Below are 22,913 nucleotides of genomic sequence, written 5' to 3'. Positions count from 1 at the left end.
AGTTGTTTGATTGGGGTTGACCTTTCTTCTTACAATTGTCATAGAAACGAGAAATAGCAGACCATGCCCTTTCTGCCGATGCTTGTCTAGCTGTAGAGTTAAGGTCATTAGCGAACTTAAATTCTTTCTTTTTGGCGTTTTCTTTTTCCCTGCTTTGCCTTTCGAGTCATCCCCTTAACCTTGAGCTTTTCCGTCACGGCGATGTCATAACGACTGGATAAAGTAGGGAAACCAATCTCCCCTCAGACTATTGGTTGTTACAATGGAGGCATTGTATCTGGAGGATTTTTACCGATGGGCGGCATTATTGCTTTTTTGGTGATCGCATTAGTCACAGCTTTCAGTTTATTGATCGTTGCTCGGTTGCCCTTTGGGGTGGAAATTGAAAGCACGGAGAAAGCCATTACCGCAGGTTTAGTCTTAGGGCTACTCAATGGTCTGATTAGACCCATATTGGCTTTCTTGACCTTCCCAATCACTATTCTGACCTTGGGACTCTTTACCCTGATTCTCAATGCCTTGATGTTTGCCTTAGCGGCCAGCCTGATTAGTGGTTTCCGCCTTAGATTTGGTTTTTGGAGTGCGTTGCTTGGGACGGTCGTGGTTAGTGTTCTCAACAATGTGTTTTTAGGATTTTTGGATTCCATTTTCCCCAACCTTGTGGGCTAAATTTTCACAAAAATTAACCCTTGCCCCATCCTGACCAATGCCCTCCAAACTGCTCTAAAGAGAGTAAATGAATGATCGGATCTTGGAGGGCTTGGGTGCGGGCGGGGGCGGTGTTATAGCCCCAATCGGCTAGAAATAATTGGCTATTCTCTAGGCCGCCGTGGGCGATAACATCTTGTAAGGCTTTGAGGCGGTCTTCGACAAACCATAAACGAGGTCTAGAGAGGGGGGAATCTTGGATGAGTTGCCCCAAGGTTTGGTATTTGGGGCGCTTCACTTCTTTGCCCAAAATTGAGGCGCTGGGAATCTCGATTCCTTGTTGACTAAGCAGACGCTGAACAAAACGCCCTTCTTTGGTGGTGACAATATAAAGTTGTGGGGTGTTTTGACTTAGGATGTGGCGTAATTTGTCCAGCACACCGGGATAAAACCGATGGAGACTGAGCCATTGGTCTAGATTTTCCTCAATCCAGCGATCGCGCACTCCATCCACACAATGGGCGATCGCCTGTTTATCCAAACTTTCCCCCGCTACCATTTCCCCCAAAATATCCGGCCAGTGCTGGAGAATCTCCTCATCCTCCCGTCCCAGCACTAAAGCCCGGACTAACACAGGCATCTCCCACCCTGTCTCAATCACCGGACGCAGACGATAAAACCGTGAGGCATAGTCGGCTAAAGGCGTAATTACAGGATGGGGCCACAACTGCTCATAGGCGCGACAGGTGGTTTGAAAATACTCCCGCAAACCATCACAAATCACACCATCAAAATCTAAGGCTAGAATATCAGGTGGGACAAGATCGGGAACAGATAAATCCGGTTGACTTTTCATCGTCTTAAAACTGGGGTGCTAGGATTCGAACCTAGGAATGGCGGAACCAAAATCCGCTGCCGTACCACTTGGCTACACCCCATTGCGTGCTTGCCTTGATCATCATAGCAGATCCATCTGGGATTCTGTCAAGATGTTGAAAAAATTTTTGGGCTAAGGCGTGGAGTGGGGAATTGATAATTGATAATTAATAATTGACAATTGACAATTATTTCCGACTCCCGACTCCCCGAGTTATTCAGCAAGCCCTAAATAGCGTTGTCACATTTATTAAACGCTATTGATGGGACTTGACAAAATGCACGTAGGCTTAACTGGTCAAAGTTGGGGCAGGGGCAACCAATTCAGTCTCACACCCCACACTCAACGCCAAGCGTCCCAATCTAAGTTAAAAATCGACGTATCCGGGAAAGCCGTAGGATTCCCTTGACTCCCTAACCGGGATTGTAGGAAACGCAACATGGGGTTAGAACGGGGCAGAGTGGCCACCATTTGATAAGGCAACACCCCTTCACTTAAGGCTACATCCACCGTGGCGGCCGCAGCAGCCCCCACAGACCATTCAAAGGAATGAACCCGATAGGCGGCGGCGGCGGTGTGGCTGGTGGCGATGCTTTTCCCGGCGACTAGGAAATTATCTAACTTTTGGGGAATCATCGCCCGTAGGGGGATTTGGGCGGGGTAGGTGGTGCCTTGACCTTGGCGGGTGCCTTCTCGTTCCCGATTGCCGGGCGCTTCTGGGGGATATTCAGCCATGCAGGGGTGAAAGTCAATGTTGTATTGAGAAATCCCTACCGCGTCGGGGTAAATGGTGGAACGGGTACGGCGGGAGATTTGGTCAATGGGGATAATGCCTTCTATGGCGGCCACTCCTTCTAGGCCAGCGAGTCTTGTCCACAACACGCGGTACATTTGGGGGGGTAGGTTTTCTCTGTAATACTCATCCCGGTAGTTGCGGGCTGAAATATCTAACTCGCTGACGGTGAAGCCTTGAGCATGGCCTAACATGGGGCGACCAATAATCCGCCGTCCTTCGCGAATATAGGGGTATTTGGATAACCCATGAACGGTTCCCATGGGGGAGGTTAATCCGGTGAGGTAACGATGGGTGGGGTCCGGTTCTTTCACCCCGTCTCCGAGTTGGGAGTCGGTGGTTCCGGTGACGAGCCAATAAAAGAAGCCGATGGCGTGTTCTTCCCCTCGTCTCAGGGTTTCGGTGCGCAGACCCCCTAACCAGCCTCCCTCGCTGAGTTGTCCGGTGGCTTCTAATTGTTCTCGGGTCAAGATGAGGTTATCTCGGGAGGTGCCGGGGCGGTAGTCATTGCCCCAAGTCCAGTTTTGCATGGAAATGTCGCCGGGGGTGACGGCGCTCCAACGGATGCCGCCAAAACTGGCGGGTTCCCCGGTGGTGGGACTCCAAATGCGGCGGTAGGTGAAGAGAAGGTCTACGTTGGCAAAGCGGGGGAGTTCGTAACTGTAGTAGGGGGCGTAACGGGTGTAAAAGTCTGGAATTTCGTAGGTTTGGGGTTCTGCCATTTTTTCCATGGCGAAGGTGTAGGTAAATCCTTGGGTACAGTAAGGATCTCCCGTGAGGCTGCTGGAGGAGGGTTCGTCGGGGGAAAGAGGGTCAATGCCGACGCGGTAGGGAACATCGGCGAGGGCGATAATTTCCCCGGTTTCGGTGGCATCAATGACATACCAATCGGCGGGGCCGGGCTTTTGGGGGGTTTGGGGGATAAAGCGCAGGATGGTTTTATGAAGACGGGGTGAGTTTTCGTAGGTGTAGGCGTCTTCGATGATTTGGGAGAGGGGTTCGCTGTTGAGGGGCGGGGTGTTGGGGGCTGGACGGTGTTGAATGGCGATCGCACTGGTGATCTGGTTGCCCTCTTGATTGTAGGCTAGGTCTTTGATCACGGTGTTGGGAAACCATTTTAAGGTGCCTTTGCCCCGTCGCTCGGCGGCACGCAGTTGAGCGGTGAGCAGTTCATGGGCATCAAGGGGTAGGAAACAGGAAACACTCACCCAACACTCACCGGGATTGAGGCGACCATATTTCTGTTCTACCCGTTGCCGAAAGTTATTGTAGCCTCGGGGATAAAAAAGGAGCGATCGCTGTTTAGCTTTTTCATCAAGGGCTGAGGTACCTTGGGATGAGATTTGCCCCCCCACCCAGTCGGTAATTTCGGTCATGCAAACAGTACGCCCCGCCAGTAAGCTTTCATAGGCTGTCGCTGCCCCCGCTAATCCGCCCCCAATGACCAATATTTCACAGTCTACGGTTTGATCCTCGCTACGGGGTGGGGTAGACTGAACCGGAATGCTCAACCCCTGCCAGAGCAGAAAACTGGCGGGTAGAGCGAGGAGTTTGCACCATGACAGGGGGGAAGGGAAGGAAAAAGGCATAGGTTTCAAGAGTTGGGTTATGAGATGGGTAGGTAGGGTTTGCTGAATAACTTGGGGAGCAGAGGGGCAGGGGGGCAGGGGAGCAATTATCAATTATCAATTATCAATTCCCTATTCCCTAGCCCCACGAGTAGAGTTATTCAGCAAGCCCTAGGTAGCGAAAATCTAAAGAAATTGTTAAAAATAATACAGGATATTTAAAACGGGAAAATAGACCCTAGGAAAGGGATCAGGATTTTCGACGGGTTTCACGGGTTAGGGAGGGAAGATTCTCTTTAATCCTCTAAGCATTGGGGGTTGATTCTGCCTCTAGACTGTTGTGTTGTGATTCTCTTCCCGATGTTTTTTTCCCCAAATTAAGCCTTAACATTACCACTAACAGGAGTTTTTACAGCAGTCACGCCTATGACTACTAGCCCCACTGTCAGTCCCACACAATCGAGCCAAGTGGTTCGTAAACCTTATCCTAACTATAAAGTGATTGTGCTAAATGATGATTTTAATACCTTTCAGCACGTTGCTGAGTGCCTGATGAAGTATATTCCGGGCATGACGAGCGATCGCGCTTGGAGTTTGACCGAACAAGTCCATTTTGAGGGACAAGCCACCGTTTGGGTAGGGCCCCAAGAACCGGCCGAACTCTACCACCAACAGTTAAGTCGAGCGGGATTAACTATGGCTCCTCTGGAGGCGGTCTAATGGCTAAATCCTCCGGTCGTCTTGTTTGGAATCATTCCACCCACATCCCCGGCTTAATCCCCATCCTAGAGCGTTTAGTCCAGTGGGAGGGCATCACCACCGTAACCCCGGGGGTGATTAGTCGTTCCAAAGGTCACGCCCCCGCCCTCAAGTTGCGGGTATCGGTTCCCATTCGCGGAGGCTACAAGGTCATTGCTCGCCAAGGGAAAACCGTCCAAGAGGTGTTTTTTGTCACCCAGTTGAGTCAAGGTGAGTTAGAAGGGGCGATTCAAGCTTGTATGCGCTGAACAAGAGCGCGACCCATTCGGGCTACCTCCCGCCCTCCTAGGTGGGGTCTGCTGAATAACTCCACTCGTGGGGCTAGGGAACAGGGAACACCGGATCTGGAAGGGGAGTCGAAAAAAGGCATCCCGTTACAGCCATCTGTCACCCTGCCCGATACTGGGCTAATAAGTCCCCTAACGCATCATAACCATCTACCCCAATGAGGGCGATTAACTGAGGACGACCTTCAGTGAGGGCTTGCTGCCAAATTTCCTCCCCCCACTGGGCTAATAATCCGGTGATTAAACCGGCCCCTTGTCGCCATTCTTGGGCTTCGATTTGAGCTAATAAGTACATCCCTAAACACCCGTGAATCACGGCCTGAGTGAGGATATTGGCGCTATAGTAGGCCTCGGCGATGGCGGTGTAGAGGAGGCCTTGCAGGTATAAATCCCCTAATTTTTGGGCGCAGTCTAACCCCTTGGCTAAGACGGCGAGGGATTCTTGAGGCTGTTGTAAGACTCCGTAGGCTATGCCTAAACTATGGTAGGCGAGGGCTTGACTTTGGCGATCGCCCACTTGTTCCCCTAAACTCACCCCTTGCCGCAGATAATGCACCGCAGACTCATAAATATCGGGGTCATATTGTTCTACCGCTTGGGCGGCAAAGACTTCCCCGTAGCCTAAATTAATCAAAGCATTGGTTTCTCCTAAGCGATCGCCGAGTTGCCGAGCTAAAATTAACGCCCGTTGGCTGGCCTCCACCATCTCTGGATACTGTTTCCGGTTGCCATAGGTGCGCGCTAGATGGTTTAAGTTAGCAATCTCACAACGTTGATCTTGACAAGTCCGGGCGATCGCAATGGCTTGTTCATGGAACGCCAAAGCTTGGTCATAGTGACCGAGGGTGCGTTGAGAATAGCCCAAGAGGGTCAAAATTTTAGCCTTTTCTGAGGTGGCTTCTAAGCGTCCTAACGGTTCATCAAAATAGGTTAGGGTGTAGCGTAAATATTCCCCCCCCAAGGCCGCAAACATCCCGCCATAGAGGGGAAAATCCTCCCGTTGGGCAAAGGTGCGTAGGAGTTGTAAGGTGACTTGAAAACTGGCGTTGACTAACTCGGTTTGACCCAACCGTTGCAGCAGGTGGGAGACTTGGGACCAAATAACCGCAAAGGTTAGAAAGGTACGGGTGGCTAATTGTTTACCCACTTTTAAATCATAGGGTTGTTGGTCAAACCAAGCCACTAAGCCCCTTTGAATGGACTGGAGGAGTAGGGCTAAACTCAGCCAATTCCGCCGCGTTGTCTGGGCGAGGACTCTTTCTAGGGGTATGGCTTCCGGGAAGGCTAAAGCCTTGAAAAACTGCCCTAAAAACAAGGGTTCGACTTGTTGGGACCAAATGGGCCAAGGGCTAATTTTTTCCACCGCTCCCCCAAAGCCTAAATTACTCCCTGACCGTTCATACATCCAACTGATTAATTGAGGTTCAACGGTGGCAAAGGCTTGTAGACCACCTTTCAGACCTTGGGCAAGTTCCATCAGTTCCCCGTCTCCCCCTTGTTCTAACATCTTAGCCAGTTGCTGGATTTGCTCAAGGGTGAAACGATTGTTTTGATTCGGGTCGATAATGCGCAATAGCACCGCTAACCGATCGCCTGAATCCACGGCTAGAAGCTGCTCAAAGGCACTGTTGAGGGCATCGGCTACGTGGTGGTCTTGGCTGTAGCGTTCCCATTCCCCTTGGATGGTTTGTAGGGCGCGTAAAATGCGAGTGGCTTTCAGTTTCTTGTCTAATTGGGCTTCTGTGGCGCTGATTTTTTGCTGTAAACAACGCTCAAATATCTCTCCGGTACCCGGTTGAATTTCCTGTTCTAGGAGACGATAGACCTGATGTTTGGAGCGGATTTTACCCTGTAAGGTGAGGTCTACGATTTGATCAATGATGTCTAGATAGCGATCGCGCATAAAACAGTAATCCGTAAACAGTAAGAGATAGGGGGAGGGGAATGGAGTCTTGATAATTGAGTTTTGATCACGATTACCTATTCCTCATTCCCCAAACGTGGCGCTAAGAGTGTGAAGCCATCCACCGTATCAATTATGACAGACTCCTCCGGGGGAAAGGTGGCCAGGGTGGGGGCATCGAGTAAAACAGAGTGACCTGAAGCCCAGAATTCTTGCAGTTGAGAGGCCGTAGCGGGCTGGACTTGGCGATCGCTATAGTAGTCCAAACTAGGGCGATGATAAGCAAACGACATATAAACCACCCGCTCCGGAGGCGTATTTTCCTGAATCATTGCCCCAATCCCCCTCACCGGAAACTGCTCATTCACCTCCCAATTCCAACTATCTGAGAGCATTAACAAACTTAAAACGAGATACATCCCCACAAAGATCATCGGGAGAAACCGCCGATCTTGTCGTCCCATCAGCCAAGCCGCCCAGCCCATTGTAACCGCTAACACCCCCGCCATCAGGATCAGGGGAACTTGGGGATCCGCCCAAAAAAAGTACACCATCCCCCCCAAACCATCTAGAGCCAAGAAAATCAAGAAACCCCACCAGAAGCGCGAATAACGGGGTTTTTCCTGCCACACCCCCGCCAGATATACCCCCACCGTCAAAGCAAAAAAAGGATAGTAGGGCAAGATATACCACGGCAGCTTAGTCCCCATCAGGCTAATTAGCCCCAAATAGCCCACCGTTCCCACCCCCACCAAAACCGCCCAAGGTTCTCGGCGTTCTTGCCAAGCTCGTTGGAGGCCACCGGGGAGAAACAACAACCAAGGGAAACCATACTTTAATAGCTCAAGGAGATAATACCAGGGCGGCCCCTGATTGCCCTCCACCGCATCTGAGAGGCGGTTAAAGTTCTGAGAGAGGATGTGAACCTCAAAAAAGACCTGACCATACTTCTGTAGCTGAGAACCGTACCAAATCCCCGTTAGCACCAAACCTAGGATAATACCCACACTCAGATAGGGATTTTTCAACGTTTGCCACTGGCGAGAGAGCAGGAGAAATAGGGTTAAGATACCCCCCAAGGCGAAAACTAACACCCCCTTAGTTAGAGCAATACAGGCTAAGAATAAACCCACCCCCAGCGCCCAACGGGGGGAACGTCGCCCCCGTAACAAACAAAAAAGCGCCCCGATGAGGCAGGTATTAATCAGGCCATCCAACATCACTAAACGGCCATGACGCACCACAGGGAGCAACGTTAAATACACCGCTCCGATGAAAAGACCATAAACCGGAGACTTAAACAGTTCTCGCCCCACCCCATACAATAAAGGCACCCCCAAAGCTGTCACCACTGCCAAGGGGAGTCTAGCCGTCCCCTCATTAATTTGTCCAGTCAGCCAGTACCCCAGATTAATCACCCAATAGGGGAAAGGTGGCTTCATGAGATAGGGTTGACCAAAATTGGTCAAATGCCACCAGTTCCCAGTACGGTAGACTTCCCGGGCAGTCAAAGCATGGGAGCCTTCATCCCAATCTCTCAGGGGAACTCCCCCGAGGTTAATCGTCCACAGGCACAGTGCAGCCAAGGTGAGCAGTAAGCACCACTGCCACGGTGAGCGGGGGAGTAGTGTTTTTAAGGAGAAACCCGTCATTGAGGAATATAGTTGGGTGAGACAGCAATTGTTATCTTGCCGTATTTCACTCCAAAATACTCTATCCATTCTCGAAACTGATATCTTGATTTCGGCGATCGCATTTCTTCCTTGGGGATAGGTTCATCTTAGGCAACTACCGATGAAAAAGGCGATGCACGGCGAACTTTAACCCGTTTGGGTGCGGCTAAAGAAAACCGCCGCCAGCAAAATCAAGACCAAAGGGAAAAGGGGAATCGCGAGATTAGGGCAATCTACATCATAGGGGTGATGGGTGCGCGATCGCGCATCGCCACTAAAATGGATAGAGGTTCACCATCCCAAAATCCATGAACAAGGTAGAATGGCTCGCCGCCCAACTGGAAAAAGCCACCACAGAACGGGAACAACTCACCGCTCAACTGGAATACGAACGACAACGCCAAACCGAACTCCGCCCCTATCTTGTCCCCCGTATCCGTCGGGGTGTCATCGGCAATAGTCGCTATGCCGTCCGTCTCCGTCAACAGATTAAAGAAGCAGCCCAAAGCTCCGAATCGGTTATGATTTTTGGAGAACCCGGCCTCGAAAAAGACAACATTGCTAGCCTGATTCACCACGGCTCCCCCCAACGGCGCGAGCCGATGATTCAACTCACCTGCGGCCTATTGCAAACGAGCGGCGCGGAACTGTTCGGCCGTGCCAACGGTAAACCGGGACTGCTGGCATGGGTCGGTCAAGGCACGGTGGTTTTAAACAACATTCAAGACCTCCCCCCTGAACTTCGTCCCCAAATTGTTCAACTGCTCAAAACCAAAACCTATAGTCCTGTTAGCCGTGATTCGGAGAGTCCCCCCATTCCCCAGCCCTGCGAAGCCCGGATCGTGCTTATTTCCGAGCGCAAAGCCCCTGAATTTGCCCAATGCACCCCCCAACAGCTTAAAATCCCCCCCCTCAGAGTGCGCAAAACCGATCTCCGCGCCCTACTGGATTACAACCTTAACCTCTACTGCCGCAGTCGTGGCATTGCCAAACCTACCATCAGCCCCGAAGCCCTGCGCCGCCTCCAAGCCTACGATTTTCCCAACAATTTACGGGAATTAACGGCACTGGTCAAACGGGCTGTCAACCAAGGCGATCAGGCCTCAGAACTCACGGAAGAACTGTTTTGGTCAACGGATAATAAGAAAACCCGTTTTCGCCTCAATTTACTCAAAAGCTATCCCCGATTACGCCAGTTCTTGCAAAGTAAATTCTGGCCGGAAGGTTTAAACTACGGCATTACAACCTGGGTTTTTGCCTTAGTGGTTATCATCCTGTTTATCGGCCCCCAAACCCGTGATCAAAATTTTGCCTTAAATCTATTTTGGGCTTGGTGGTGGCCGCTGATTTTATTAGCTTTTCCCTTTGTGGGGCGGCTATGGTGTGCGGTTTGCCCGTTTATGATCTATGGGGAATTGACGCAAAAACTGTCCCTTAAGCTCTGGCCCCGCGAATTGCAGCCTTGGCCAAGGCAGGCGGCGGAACGGTGGGGGGGGTGGTTTTTATTTGGTCTGTTTGCCCTGATTTTTCTCTGGGAAGAACTTTGGGATTTGCCAAATACCGCCTATCTTTCCAGTTGTTTATTGTTACTGATTACGGCGGGGGCGGTGATTTTTTCGCTGCTCTTTGAACGGCGGTTTTGGTGTCGTTATCTTTGCCCCATTGGGGGGATGAATGGTTTATTTGCCAAGCTCTCGATGACGGAGTTAAGGGCGCAAACGGGGATTTGCTCGGCGGAATGTACGACTTATCAATGTTATAAGGGAGGGCCGGCTAAGGGAGAAGGTCAGGAAACCGAGGGCTGTCCCCTCTATTCCCATCCTGCCCAGCTTCAGGATAATCGCGATTGTGTGCTGTGCATGACCTGCTTAAAGGCCTGCCCCCATCGTTCCGTGGCAGTGAACCTGCGGCCGCCGGGGATTGAACTTTGGACAACCCACACCCCCCAGGCCTATGAGGTGGCCTTACTGTTTTTGCTGCTGGGGGGGGTATTCATGCGGCGGTTCCCGACGGTGGTGCAGCAGTGGGATCTGTCTTTGGATTTGGCGGCTTTTGTCCCCCATTTGGGCGGGGCGATTTTGGCTTTGGGATTGCCGGCGATCGCCCCTCTCCTCGCTTTTGCCCTGATTCAAGGGATTTATCGCTGGCAAAATACCCCCAAACCCCGGCCTTTTATTGAGTTGGCCTATGGTTATCTGCCCTTGGTGTTGGGGGCAAATTTAGCCCATTACTTGGATTTAGGCTTAGGGGAAGCGGGGCGAATTTTGCCCGTCACCTTAGCCACTTTTGGCATGACTGGTAATCTGCCGATGATGGTGGCCGATCCGGCGGTGATTGTGTTTTTGCAGGGGGTAACGTTGCTGGCAGGGTTGTTGTTTTCGGTCATTTTGACCCAAAAAATTGCTAGACAAGCTTGGCGGCTTTTGCTTCCTCAGCATCTGAGTGCGATCGCCCTCACCTTCACCCTCTGGATGTTCATCCTCCCTTGATTGTTTTGGATATTTAGTCGGAGATTTCTTCTACTAAGTTATCTAAATAAAGTGCGCGTGAACTACCCCACCCTGCCGTTGGCGAGGATGGGGCTTCCTGATTCAACGGGAACTGCATCTAACAAAACCGATGTTTTGCCAGGTTGTCTTACACTCCCTCCAAAGGCAGTATCGCTGGTTCCCAACGACAAGATCCGCAAGGCTTCATTTCTGATATTTTGGGCCGCGTTGATATCCCGATCATGGCAAGTCCCACAATGTTGACATTGCCATTGACGAATATCCAACGACCAACTATCTACTCGGTTGAGGCAAACGTGACAGGTTTTAGAGGAGGCAAAGAAACGGTCAACCTCAATATAGGTTTTTCCTTCCCACTCCGCTTTATATTTAAGCATTGTGCTAAACATTCCCCAGCCTACATCACTAATCGCCTTGGCTAGTTTGGGGTTTCTTACCATCCCTTTTACATTCAGATTCTCTACAGCAATAACTTGGTTTTCGTTGACTATCTTGCGGGATAGTTTGTGTAGAAAGTCCTCACGGCAACGGGCAGTCTTGCCATGAACTTTAGCTACTTTTTGTTTGGCTTTAGTTCTATTCTGACTCCCCTTTTGCTTGCGGGATAGTTTTTGTTGTTGGCGTTTAAGGTTGCGGTGATGTTTGGCGAAATGACGGGGATTATCATACTTTGACCCATCACTGGTAATGGCGAAATGAGTCAATCCAACATCAATGCCAACCGCTTTACCTTCGGTAGACTGACTGGGAGTTTCTTGCCCATCATCCACCAATACCGAAGCATAGTATTGTCCATCAGAATTTTGGGAGACAGTCACAGTTTTGATTGTCCCTTCAAATGCTCGATGACGATGGCAGTAGACTAGCCCAATCTTCCCAGGTAGTTTGATAGAGTCTCCCTCAAACTTAACGTTGGCGGGATAACTTAATGACTGCCGACCATGCTTTGACTTGAAACGGGGCAATTGCGCCCGCTTCTCAAAGCAGTTTTTGTAGGCAGTGGAAAGATTGAGAGCAACAACTTGCAAGGACTGGGAATAGGCATCCCTTAGCCAAGGGTATTCCTTTTTTAACCCTGGTAACAGACCCTGGATATATCCACGAGATAATCCTTTGCCTGTCTTGAGATAGGTTTCTTGGCATAGGTTGAGTGCAAAATTCCAATACCAACGACAGCATCCAAAGGCCTTGGCGAGAGACGCTTTTTGGTCGTCGGTTGGGTAGATGCGATACTTGTATGCCTTATACATTATCTTGATTTGCTGTTGCCCATAACATTGTACCTGCTCATCCGAGGATTCGCGATCGCTCAGTTGGTTTATTGGTTGCTATTCATCCCCTCCCTGCAAGAGGGGAATTCCGCAACATTTTGTTAAATTTCTCTGTTTTAGATGATTTATGGTTTGTTCAATCCATAAATTAAAATCAGTTTCATAAAGGGCAGATAATTTAGTCTTCATCTTGATCTCTTCCGATTGAGAAGGATAGATTTAGGGGAGATTTAACGAGAGAGTGGGTGAGATTTTTATTTTATACGAATAAATTGTATTCTTTTGCGAACAAGAGATCAGAAGTCTAATTATTTAAAAATACTGGTGACAACAACAATAACCGTAGCACTAGCAATTAAGCCAAAAGCTAATTGAACCACCCATTGCGTTGCTTGTTGATAATTACTAAATCTCTCATCAAACCTTTTTACTTCCCCAGAAAGTTCAGCCACTTCCCCAGAAAGTTCAGCCACTTCCCCAGAAAGTTCAGCCACTTCCCCAGAAAGTTCGTTTAATCGATCTAGTACATCGGTTAAGGTTGGTTCTTTATCTGATTTTACGGTCATAAGCCAAGTCCCCTAATTCCCCTTAAATTATAACTAATCATGAAGATAATTAGGGTCTGCTGAATCTCCCTCTGACTTTAGGTTGGGGCAATGCGGGATAGTGCCATCGCTGCATGGTCGGGTCGTAAATGTATCAGATGTCAATGTCTAGGCCGGATCATTACTTAACAAACTGGTAAAAATCCGATTCAACTGACCCAGACAATAATCCGGGCGGCGAATCATCCCCCAGAGATTATCCCATCCGTTTTGAACACGGGCTAAGAGGGAAGGGGAAGGGTTGGCTTCAGGATAATAGACTAATTGTTGATTCCCTCGATCTATCATTTCTAACCAAGTGGTAAGACGGAGGGGAATGTCTTGGGTGAGACGGAATTCTAAAGCTTCGGTGGAGAGGGATTCTACATAGGTGGGGGTTAAAAAATGACGGTAGGCGGGGCCTTGGGGGGTGTTTTGATTGACGAGGGCTAGGGTAATCCCTTTCATGGCCTGCCGGACGGGTTCTGCTTCGTCGCCCATGACTTCGCGCACCCAAGTGCTTTGGGCTATGGTGCTTTTACTGTGGGCTAAGTTGGTGGCGCTCATATGGGTGGCCCCGGAGATGGCTAAGAGGTATTTTTCCGTGGTTAACTGTTGGAAGGGTCGCAGTTGATGGTCTAGGGCGGGGGTAATGGCATCTGCGGTGTGACTGAGGATGAAGGTGGGGGTTTCTACTTGTTCTAAGCCCCTTTCTCCGAATAAATGACCGACAACGGGATTGAGGGCGATCGCCTGCACCACGCGACTATCCCGCAACCGTAACCGACTGTGGGGTAAAGCCCCCCCAGCACATTGTAACCAGTCGGCGGGCGCTCGTCCCAAGGGTTTCCGCCGTTGACAGTAAGACCGCAGGGCTTTTAAGTCTAATTCTCCCCCGGCCAAGGCTAGGGCAGTGTAGCCCCCCAAGGAGTGACCAATCATGACCACTTCTTGGGTGTTGAATTTATTTCCTAAATAGCCCCAATTTCCACTGAGGCGTTCTAACTCATCCAAGACAAAACTCACATCGGCCGGACGATCTCGAAATTCGGCGGCCGGGAGAACGTCCGTGGGTTGAAGTTCTAAGCCAATTTGGGCGAGATTGTCAATATTGCTGCCCGGATGCTCCACCGATACCACACTAAAGCCGTAGGAGGCTAAATGGTGGGCGAGGTAGCTGAGAAAACGACGATCGGCGGCAAACCCATGAGAGAGTACCACCAATGGGCCGCGGGTTTTAGCGGAATAGTATAAGTCTACGGGAATGCGACGGCGACGTTGGGAATCATGGAGGCGTAGAGAACGCTGACGCACCTGTTCTGTGCCGGGGAGGGTGGGATCAAAAGGCGGTTGTATGGGGGTGGTGTAACGAAGGTCTGACTGAAGATGCTTTTCAAGGGCAGGGGCGAGGAGTTGACTTTGTATTTTTGAGGCATTCAATTGTAATGCGATCGCCGTGGCCGCGATCGCATCAATGGTTAAGGTTTCGTAGGGGTAGGTCTGCAAAAATCCTAAAATACTGATATCTTCGGCCTGTCGGAGGGTCAAATACAAGGCGGCTTTAATCTCTGCCCCACTGCTGCCGGGGAGGGCTTTCTGTAGGTCTTCTAATAGCCGTTTCCCGTCCTGAGATTGAAGAAATTTACTCAGGAAACTATCGGCAATGTCGGGATTGATGGCTAAATGTTGCCCCAATAATTCCCGGACTTGGGGGGTGAGCAGCGGGGTTAACTTTTCGAGGGAGGGACTCAATTCTCCGCTGTGGACAAATTGGGTTAACTCTTCAATGGAAACAGTCGTTTCTAGGATGCCCATTTTCAGCACTAACTGCTCCGCGGCCTCCCCCGGAGTGGCGGTCATCATCAACAGTGCGATCGCTCCTAGACAGGTTTTGGTGATTCTGGAGGGTAGCCACGGCCCGAGACTATCTCGCCGAAAACCCAGTAAGGCAGAAACTTTGAGGCTCAGGGTCAAACCACCAATCAAACCCCTATGGGGCTGGGGGAAACGTTCTCTTGTGATCATTATCCCATCATCATATTAAGCGGACACAGAATGCTTTTGATCCTATCAAACCCTAAGACTATTCGACCGGATGAATGGTTTCCAGAAGCATCTTCATCCACCATTAAGCCTTGAACGATAGCTCCGTATTACTACTGATGAGAAAACCCAAAGCTAAGAGTTTCGGGTAAAATAAGGTGATCCCTTGCGACTTCAACAAGTTGGTCAGTTCTAGGGATGATTTCCCGTAAATAACGGCCATCCCCCTGTAAAGCCGTCTATCCCCCTTGCTCAGAGCGAGTGGAAAAGACGGGGTTGCTAACCCAAAGTTTTCGATGAGCTTTCGACCTCTCTCCTGCTGGATGGCTCCCGTATCGTTGAACAGGACGCTACAACTCCTCGGTCTCATGCAATGCCTCGCCATTGCCAGTGCCGTCACGCTTATGGTGCTATTCTACGGGGGCATGGCAACTCCTTCCCTGCTCAGTTTACTGGTGTGGGGAGTCTTGTTCGGATCAACCACCGGATTGGGGTTGCTTTTCCGGTATGGTCAACAACAACAGACTAAAGCCCACCAACAGGTCTCACTCTTGCGCCATTATGAGCAACAACTGCACTACACCCTCCTGGGGAAAAAAATTAACCAAGAGATTCAAAGTCTGTTGAGTTTAGAGGAGATTTTTAACACCACAGCCCAAGAAATCGGTCGCATTTTGGGTGTGAGTCGTGTCATAGTCCATTTATACCAGCCTGAAACTGACGAGAAACAGTCTGACCGAGTGGGAACCTTGACCATTCAAGACCTTTATACCGTTGCCCCCTATGAAATCGATCCGGCGCTGACCATTCCAGTCTGGAAAAAGAGTTATGCGGAGTTTGTTCTCAGTCAGGAGCGGGCGATTACTTCAGTCAATACGGCTGAGGATCCCCAACTGGGAGAGTATCAAGCCCTGGCCGCCCAATTGCAGATCCAGTCCTTGTTACTGGTGCGAACGGCGTTCCAAGGGGTAGCGAATGGGTTGATTGCAATCCATCAATGCGTTGACCAACGACGTTGGACACTAGAAGAAATCGAACTAGTAGAATCCCTCGCTGTAACCGTGGGAATGGCGATCGCTCAGGTTGCCCGACTCGATGCCGAACAGGCCGAAAACCACCAACTGCAAGCGGAAGTGGCCCAACGGAAACAGATCACCCAAGAATTGCGCGCTTCTCAAGAACGTCTAGCCTTTTTAGTTCAGCAAAGTCCCCTCGGGGTGATTGAGTGGAGCAAAAACTGGGAAATTATCGCCTGGAACCCTGCCGCAGAACGCATTTTTGGCTACAGTGCGGCGGAAGTGTTGGGCAAACAGGGGATTGAGTTATTAGTCCCCTCCCAAGCCCGTTTAAAGGTGGATCACACTATTGGCGATCTGGCTGTTCATCAAGGGGGGACTTACTCCATTAATGAAAATATCACCAAGACGGGCAAAATTATTGTCTGTGAGTGGCACAATACCGTTCTGGTAAATGATCAGGGGGAATTGGTGGGCTTTGCCTCTATGGTGTCGGACATTACCCAACGGCAAAGGGCTGAACAAGAGTTACTGGAACGAGAGGAGCGCTTTCGGGCCATTTTTGAAAATGCGGGGATGGGGATTGGTTTAACGGGTTTAGATGGGGTGATTGTGGAAAGTAATCCCGCCCTGCAAAAATTGTTAGGCTACAGTGAGGAAGAACTGAAGCACCTGCATTTTACTGACTATACCTACCCCGAAGATGTCAACGCCGATGTGAGTTTAGTGGGGGAAGTGTTTGCCGGGGTGCGGGAAAACTTTTCTATGGAAAAACGCTATGTGCGTAAGGATGGGGAGGTGGTTTGGGCAAGAATGACCCTCTGTGCCATCCGAGAACCGGATCGCACGGTGCGTTATACCTTCTGCATGACCGAGGATATTAATGACCGCAAACGGGCCGAGGCGGCCCTACTCGAAAGTGAAACCCACAATCGCGCCATGTTGGCGGCTATCCCGGATTTAATTATCCGTTTAAATGGGGAGGGAATTTATTTAGGCTCTGCTGGATCAAGTCAAGTGCGGAACTTAGCCGATGAGAGCCAAGTGGGGCAGTCCGTTAAAGCTTTTATGCCCCTGGAATTGGCAGAACAACAAATTGAGCGAATTCAGCAGGCGATCGCAACGGGAGAACCCCAAATCTATGAACAGAAACTAGACTTTGGGGACACCATCCAGTACGAAGAAGTGCGCATTGTCCTTTGTGGGGAGAATGAGGTGTTGATGATGATTCGGGATATTAGCGATCGCAAACAAGCCGAACTCGCCCTCCAAAAAGCCAAAGAACAAGCCGAAGCCGCTAACCGCGCCAAAAGCCAGTTTCTCGCCAGCATGAGCCACGAACTCCGCACCCCCCTCAACGCCATCCTCGGTTTTACTCAAGTTGTCAGTCGGGATGACAGCCTACCCTCCCAACACCGGGAAAGTCTCGCCATCATTAACCACAGTGGAGAACACCTGCTCAACTTAATCAACGACATCCTCGACCTCTCTAAAATTGAAGCCGGACGGATGCTATTACAAGAAACCCATTTTGACCTCCACACCCTCATTGCCAACCTAGAGGAAATGCTCTCCTTAAAAGCACGCAGTCAAAACCTCACCCTCACCTGTGAACTCTCCCCCTATGTCCCCGTCTACGTTCTCGGTGATGAAGGCCGACTGCGCCAAGTCTTAATTAATCTCCTGAGTAATGCTCTGAAATTCACGCCCCAAGGCACCATCCGTTTAACCGTCACGGTTCCCCCCTCCTACCAAGGAGAAGAAGATCAAATCGTCCCCATTACCTTCAGTGTCACCGATACCGGATTAGGCATTGCAGAACAGGAACTCCAGCATTTATTTAAAGCCTTTGAACAAACCGAAAGCGGACGACAATCCCAAACCGGAACAGGTTTAGGCCTCTCCATTAGTCAAAGCTTTGTCCAGTTAATGGGGGGAAAAATTACAGTCCAAAGCCAAGTTAATCAAGGCTCTACCTTCTCCTTTACCCTCCCCCTCCAAGCGGTATCCTTTAGTCCCCTCCTACAGAACCATAACCCCAATAAAGTCCTTGGGCTTGCCCCTGGTCAACCTGTCTATCGGATTTTAGTCGTCGATGACCGTTGGGAAAATCGCCAACTCCTGCTGAAATTATTGGAACCCATCGGCTTTGATGTGCAAACCGCCGCCAATGGTCAAGAAGCCATTGACCTCTGGCAAACGTGGCAACCCCATCTCATTTGGATGGATATGCGAATGCCTGTGTTAGATGGCTATGCTGCTACTGAGAAGATTAAAGCCACTCTCCAAGGTCAAGCGACGGTGATTATTGCTCTCACCGCCAGCGCCTTTGAAGAACAACGCTCCATGATTTTAGACATCGGTTGTGATGATTTTGTCCGCAAACCTTTCCCAGAACAAATTATTTTTAATAAGATGGCTCAATATTTGGGAGCGGAGTATATTTATGCGGAAACCTCTCCCTCTTCTGATGCGCAATCCCTGCCCCAAAGTTGGACGACAGAGGAGTTATTTTCCTACTTAAAGAAACTCCCGGCAGATTGGACACAATCTCTTTATCGTTCTGCCTTAGAAACGGATCCTAACTCCATTCATGAGTTATGCGCCGAGCTTCCCTCCTCGGAGCAACCCCTTGTGCAAACTCTTGAAACTTGGGTCAATGACTTCCGTTTTGATTTAATTACAGAGTTTTTAGAAGGTTACGAACAGTCAGGGGGGGGCATTTTGGGTTAATTTAACAGGCTTCAATTAGGGGATACCGTTGGATATTTTTCCTTGAACAAAATCAATTAAGAACTGTAACTTTTTCTGGACAAGGTGCAGAGTTTTTGGGACAATAATTTTAATTGAGTTTATTCCATAATGGGAGTGGTAGCTGTCATTCATCAGTGTCACCACTCCCATTATTTAATAATACATCTGCCAAGGTCAATAGTCAAGCCCTAAACCCCATTTTTTAGTCAATTTTTGGGGGTTCATTTTCACGAAATGCCACACTACCTTAAAGTGCTGATGAAAACGAAACAGTTCCTGCTAATTTTGATATTTTGCCTCAGTTTAGGACTGGTAAATTGTTGGCCATCATCTCCCCCCCCTTCTGTGACAGACCCCACTACAACTCAACCCATTACCATCTGGTGGACAAGAGGCTTTTATCCAGCAGAAGACGAAGCCTTATCTCGGGTCGTTCGTCAGTGGGAACGGCAGATTAATCACCCTGTGGAGTTAACCTTTTATGACGATGATGAAAACTTGCAGAGGGTATTAAACGCCTTAGACGAAGGCAATCCTCCTGATATTGCTTATAACCGTCGCACAGAATTTGCGGTGAATCCTCGGGTAGCTTGGGAGGGAAAAGTTCCCGATCTGAGTGATGTCATTCAGCCAGTGGAAAACCTCTATACAGAAAGTGCGGTCAAGTCAGCTTATTTGCCCAACAAAACTACGGGAGAACGGAGTTATTATGCCGTTCCTTTACAACAGCAAACGGTTCATCTTCATTACTGGCGAGACTTATTAGAAGAAGCGGGTTTTACCCCAGAGGATATTCCTGAAAATTGGGATAAGTTTTGGGCATTTTGGCAACAAGCCCAAGATAATTTACGCGCTAAGGGCTATGAGGATATCTACGGGGTTGGTTTAACGGTTTCTCCGGTGAGTAATGACACCTTTTATGAGTTTGAACACTTTTTGGAAGCCTATGATGTGAGTTTATTAGATAGTGAGGGCAATCCTCGGGTAAATGATCCCCCATTGCGGGAGAGTTTAGTGAGGTTGATTGACTGGATTGTGGGGTTTTATCGACAGGGTTACATTCATCCTGATGCGGTAAATTGGGGTGTACCGGATAACAATATTGCTTTTTTAAATCGTCAGCTATTGATGGTTTTTAACCCGACCCTTTCCATTCCGGGTTCTCAACAAACGGATCCAGAAGTAGCGCAAAACATTGTCACCCATCCGTTACCGAATGAACCGGATGGAGAACCTGCGAAAACGTTAATTTCAGTCAAACAGGTTTTAACCTTTACGGAGTCTCCTCATCCCGAGGCGGCTAAGGATTTTTTGCGTTTTTTAAGTACACCGGAAAACTTGAGTCTGTATTTACAAGATTCAGGGGGGCGTTATTTTCCGGTGATGAAACCGTTGTTAGAAGAACCGTTTTGGTCTGAGTCTACGAATCCCCATATTGCGGTGGCGGCTGAACAGTTCAAGGAGGTGCGACCGTTAGAATATATTACATCGCCTCCTTATTCTCAAATTTTTGCGGAGAATCTTTGGGGGAAAGCCCTAAGACGGGTAACAGTGGATCGGGTATCGGCGACAGTGGCTGTGGAGGAGACTCTCGCCCGGATTGAGGAAATTTTCGCGGAATGGGGGGATAGTTAGGGCTTGCTGAATAGGGGAGCAGGGAAGCCAGGAAGAAGTAATAGGGAATTGATAATTGATAATTATTTCCGACTCCCGACTCTCGACTCTTGATTTGGCGCTAAAGCGCAACTACGAAAGGACTCCCGACTCCCCAAGTTTTTCAGCAGACCCCAAGTAGGGCAGTTCTACAATAAGACTAGAGTAGAAAATAGACCACCTCCGGTATGAGATTATTCATGGCGCGATCGCACCTTTTTCCTAGATTCCCAAAAATCCTGCCCGTCCTTGGGTCTGTGCAAAATCTTTGGCGTAAGCGTCTACTCGTCCAACTGGTCGGTTCTTTTCTCATCGTTTCCCTAACGATGGTTTCCTTGATGGGGTATTTGGCCTTTGTCCAGGCCAGAGAAGCCCTAAAAGCGTCGGTGTTTGCTCAACTCAATATTGCGGCATCGTTGAAGGAACGAGAATTAAGCCGTTGGCTCAGTGATCAAGGTCAAGATTTACTGGCTTTTTCCCATCTTCCCTCAGTGGAGCAGAACGCGACTATTCTGTTAACTACCCCGAGTCGTGATCCCCGTTATATTGTGGCTCAACAAGCCTTACAGGAGAATTTAGAGCGTTTTGTGGAGTACCAAGATGGTTTACAGGAGGTGTTTTTAATCTCTCGGGGAGGACGAGTGTTAGGATCGAGCGATCGCCAAATCATTGGACAATTCCAGCCTCTCTCCCAGTACAGTGAGATCACCCGCGATGAGAACACCCCCCTGCTGTCCAACTTTTATCGCTCTGCCAGCACGGGAAAACCCCAAATGACCTTAGCCACTCCCAGTAAAAATGCCCAAGGGCAAACTTTGGGTTTGTTCGCCACCCACCTCAACTTAGAACGCATGGATCACATTATCCGGCAACAAATCAGCCTCGGGGCGACGGGAGAAACCTACTTAGTCAGTGATATTGGCAGCAGTTTGTCCGCGAAAAATGTTCTGATTTCTGCCCAGGGAGAGGGAAATCTCGACGATCTCGAAGCCATCGACAGTTACGGCATTCAACAGGCCTTAAGCGGACAACGGGGGCAAGGATTATATACAAACCACCGTCAGCAGCCCGTCATCGGGGTTTATCTTGCCCTACCGGGGAAAGGTTTAGGCTTATTAGTGGAACAGTCTCAATGGGAAGCCTTTGCCCCAGCCCGTTCCCTTGCCATTCTGCTCCTTGGTCTGGGAATCATGCTTTCCAGCGTGATGGCTGGGGGCATGGTGTTATTAGGGCGGCAGATTATTCGTCCCATTCGTGCGATCGCCCAAACCGCCCGTCGAGTCAGTACAGGCGACCTCAACTGTCAAACCCCCATCTTAACCGACAACGAACTAGGGCAATTAGCCCAAGGGTTCAACCACATGATCCACCAACTACAACAATCCTACCAAGCCCTCTCCGACTACAATCACACCCTAGAAAGCAAAGTTTTTGAACGCACCCAAGCCCTCCAACTGAAAAATCAAGAATTAGAAAGTACCCTCGAAGAATTGACAAGAACCCAAACCCACCTCATCCAAAATGAGAAAATGGCCGGACTCGGGCAATTAGTCGCCGGAGTTGCCCATGAAATCAACAACCCCGTCAACTTCATCCACGGCAACCTCTCCCACCTTGACCAATATAGCCAAGACCTTCTAGGATTCGTCGAACAATATCAACAGATTTATCCCCACCCCCATCCTGATCTCGAAGACTATATTGAAAACATAGACCTCGAATTTTTACAAGACGACTTACCCAAAGTCTTGGCCTCCATGCGCATCGGCACCGAACGCATCCGGGAAATTGTCCTCTCCTTACGCACCTTTTCCCGTCTGGACGAATCAGAACAAAAGGCCGTAGATATCCACGCTGGTCTTGATAGTACCTTACTGATCCTGCACAATCGGTTTAAAGGCAAAGGCGAGTCCCCCCCGGTTCAACTCGTAAAACACTACGGCAATTTGCCCCTCGTAGACTGTTATCCGGGACAATTGAACCAAGTCTTTGTCAACCTCATCAGCAACGCCTTAGACGCTCTAGAAGAGCAGGTAAACCACCCCCCCGAATCCCCACCCCAAATCACCATTACCACCGCTTTAGTCGAACAAGAACGGGTGAGGATTGAAATTGCCGACAACGGCCCCGGAATGTCTGAAGAGGTGCAGGGGAAATTGTTTGATCCTTTTTTCACCACTAAACCCATCGGCAAAGGGACGGGCTTAGGGATGTCGATTAGCTATTCTATCATTGTAGAACGGCATCAAGGCACGATCACCTGTCATTCTCGACTGGGAGAGGGGACGATGTTCCGCCTTCAAATCCCCTTGCGGCAGGCGAGGGGGTAGGGGGGAGTTGAGAATTGGTTGAGAATTGATCATTAGGGCTTCGGACACTGATGCTCAAGGCACGCACCCCCATCAAAGCCAAAACGCCCTACTGAACAAACAGTAGAGCGTTTTGTGTAAAAATTAGGCCTGGCAAGGAGCGATTGTCCCAAGAGGCAACCCTCAAAGTATCGTAGCCGCGCCAACGTTTCACAACCGAGTTCGGGAAGGGATCGGAGTGGGGCCGAAGGGCTAAACTCACCAA

At 49.6% G+C, this 22,913-nt stretch carries 14 protein-coding genes, 1 tRNA gene, 1 rRNA gene and 3 pseudogenes; 7 read left to right on the top strand and 12 right to left on the bottom strand.

All coding sequences use genetic code 11. The annotated features are described in order from the left end of the window. Positions 1 to 127, bottom strand: a pseudogene (locus tag K4A83_RS23430) (RNA-guided endonuclease TnpB family protein); the annotation flags it as partial. Between the two features lie 167 nt (positions 128 to 294). Between K4A83_RS23430 and K4A83_RS15400 the strand changes: the two are divergent. Then, positions 295 to 669, top strand: a complete 375-nt coding sequence (locus K4A83_RS15400) for a phage holin family protein (RefSeq protein ID WP_265265502.1) — start codon at positions 295 to 297, stop codon at positions 667 to 669. A gap of 13 nt (positions 670 to 682) precedes the next feature. Here the strand turns inward: K4A83_RS15400 and K4A83_RS15395 are convergent, their stop codons facing one another. From K4A83_RS15395 to K4A83_RS15385, 3 genes are all read right to left on the bottom strand, one after another. After that, entirely contained in the window at positions 683 to 1,504 is an 822-nt protein-coding gene (locus K4A83_RS15395) for an HAD family hydrolase (RefSeq protein ID WP_265265501.1), read from the bottom strand. 10 nt (positions 1,505 to 1,514) lie between these two features. After that, positions 1,515 to 1,586: transfer RNA gene (locus K4A83_RS15390), tRNA-Gln, on the bottom strand. 281 nt (positions 1,587 to 1,867) lie between these two features. Next, the gene (locus K4A83_RS15385; protein WP_265265500.1) at positions 1,868 to 3,907 is read right to left on the bottom strand and encodes an FAD-dependent oxidoreductase; all 2,040 of its coding nucleotides are present in this window, start codon (positions 3,905 to 3,907) and stop codon (positions 1,868 to 1,870) included. Positions 3,908 to 4,312: 405 nt separating this feature from the next. Here K4A83_RS15385 and clpS point away from each other — a divergent pair, with 405 nt between their 5' ends. Continuing rightward, a complete protein-coding gene (gene clpS / locus K4A83_RS15380; protein WP_265265499.1) occupies positions 4,313 to 4,606 on the top strand; it encodes an ATP-dependent Clp protease adapter ClpS in 294 nt (97 codons plus the stop codon). Then, positions 4,606 to 4,893 carry a DUF2103 domain-containing protein gene (locus K4A83_RS15375; protein ID WP_265265498.1) on the top strand — a complete coding sequence of 96 codons (288 nt, stop codon included), beginning with the start codon at positions 4,606 to 4,608 and terminating at the stop codon, positions 4,891 to 4,893. Before clpS ends, K4A83_RS15375 begins: the two co-directional genes overlap by 1 nt. Positions 4,894 to 5,032: 139 nt before the next feature. Here the strand turns inward: K4A83_RS15375 and K4A83_RS15370 are convergent, their stop codons facing one another. The 3 genes and pseudogenes from K4A83_RS15370 to K4A83_RS23425 form a co-directional block, all read right to left on the bottom strand. Further along, positions 5,033 to 6,835 carry a tetratricopeptide repeat protein gene (locus K4A83_RS15370; RefSeq protein ID WP_265265497.1) on the bottom strand — a complete coding sequence of 601 codons (1,803 nt, stop codon included), beginning with the start codon at positions 6,833 to 6,835 and terminating at the stop codon, positions 5,033 to 5,035. A 77-nt stretch (positions 6,836 to 6,912) separates the two neighbouring features. Beyond that, positions 6,913 to 8,487: an ArnT family glycosyltransferase gene (locus K4A83_RS15365; RefSeq protein ID WP_265265496.1), complete on the bottom strand. Its 1,575-nt coding sequence runs from the start codon at positions 8,485 to 8,487 to the stop codon at positions 6,913 to 6,915. Beyond that, positions 8,487 to 8,570: pseudogene (locus K4A83_RS23425) on the bottom strand (RNA-guided endonuclease InsQ/TnpB family protein); the annotation flags it as partial. The pseudogene K4A83_RS23425 and the gene K4A83_RS15365, both read right to left, overlap by 1 nt. A gap of 246 nt (positions 8,571 to 8,816) precedes the next feature. Between K4A83_RS23425 and K4A83_RS15360 the strand changes: the two are divergent. Continuing rightward, complete coding sequence (locus K4A83_RS15360; RefSeq protein ID WP_265265495.1) at positions 8,817 to 10,997, top strand: sigma 54-interacting transcriptional regulator; 2,181 nt, start codon at positions 8,817 to 8,819, stop codon at positions 10,995 to 10,997. Positions 10,998 to 11,059: 62 nt separating this feature from the next. Here K4A83_RS15360 and K4A83_RS15355 read toward each other — a convergent pair whose 3' ends face one another. From K4A83_RS15355 to K4A83_RS15345, 4 genes and pseudogenes are all read right to left on the bottom strand, one after another. Next, positions 11,060 to 12,268, bottom strand: coding sequence for an RNA-guided endonuclease InsQ/TnpB family protein (locus tag K4A83_RS15355; RefSeq protein WP_265265494.1), 1,209 nt, complete (start codon positions 12,266 to 12,268; stop codon positions 11,060 to 11,062). Positions 12,269 to 12,391: 123 nt separating this feature from the next. Further along, positions 12,392 to 12,478 (bottom strand): annotated as a pseudogene (locus K4A83_RS23420) (DUF29 family protein); the annotation flags it as partial. 119 nt (positions 12,479 to 12,597) lie between these two features. Beyond that, entirely contained in the window at positions 12,598 to 12,855 is a 258-nt protein-coding gene (locus tag K4A83_RS15350) for a hypothetical protein (RefSeq protein ID WP_265265493.1), read from the bottom strand. 147 nt (positions 12,856 to 13,002) lie between these two features. After that, positions 13,003 to 14,898 carry an alpha/beta hydrolase gene (locus K4A83_RS15345; RefSeq protein ID WP_265265492.1) on the bottom strand — a complete coding sequence of 632 codons (1,896 nt, stop codon included), beginning with the start codon at positions 14,896 to 14,898 and terminating at the stop codon, positions 13,003 to 13,005. A 314-nt stretch (positions 14,899 to 15,212) separates the two neighbouring features. Here K4A83_RS15345 and K4A83_RS15340 point away from each other — a divergent pair, with 314 nt between their 5' ends. The 3 genes from K4A83_RS15340 to K4A83_RS15330 all read left to right on the top strand — a co-directional run bounded on the left by K4A83_RS15340 (position 15,213) and on the right by K4A83_RS15330 (position 22,669). Then, positions 15,213 to 18,665, top strand: coding sequence for a PAS domain S-box protein (locus K4A83_RS15340; RefSeq protein ID WP_265265491.1), 3,453 nt, complete (start codon positions 15,213 to 15,215; stop codon positions 18,663 to 18,665). 279 nt (positions 18,666 to 18,944) lie between these two features. Next, positions 18,945 to 20,321 (top strand): ABC transporter substrate-binding protein, encoded by a 1,377-nt coding sequence (locus K4A83_RS15335; protein WP_265265490.1) that lies wholly within the window; start codon positions 18,945 to 18,947, stop codon positions 20,319 to 20,321. A gap of 206 nt (positions 20,322 to 20,527) precedes the next feature. Next, on the top strand, positions 20,528 to 22,669 hold the full coding sequence (locus K4A83_RS15330; protein WP_265265489.1) for an ATP-binding protein: 2,142 nt from the start codon (positions 20,528 to 20,530) through the stop codon (positions 22,667 to 22,669). 127 nt (positions 22,670 to 22,796) lie between these two features. On the opposite strand, the gene rrf is transcribed toward K4A83_RS15330, so the two are convergent. Further along, positions 22,797 to 22,913, bottom strand: a 5S ribosomal RNA gene (gene rrf / locus K4A83_RS15325).

Origin of the sequence: Spirulina subsalsa FACHB-351 (assembly GCF_026130165.1) — a bacterium.
Classification (GTDB): Bacteria; Cyanobacteriota; Cyanobacteriia; order Cyanobacteriales; family Spirulinaceae; genus Spirulina_A; species Spirulina_A subsalsa_A.
Note: the sequence above shows the minus strand (reverse complement) of the source record. Positions and strands in the feature narration are given on the sequence as shown.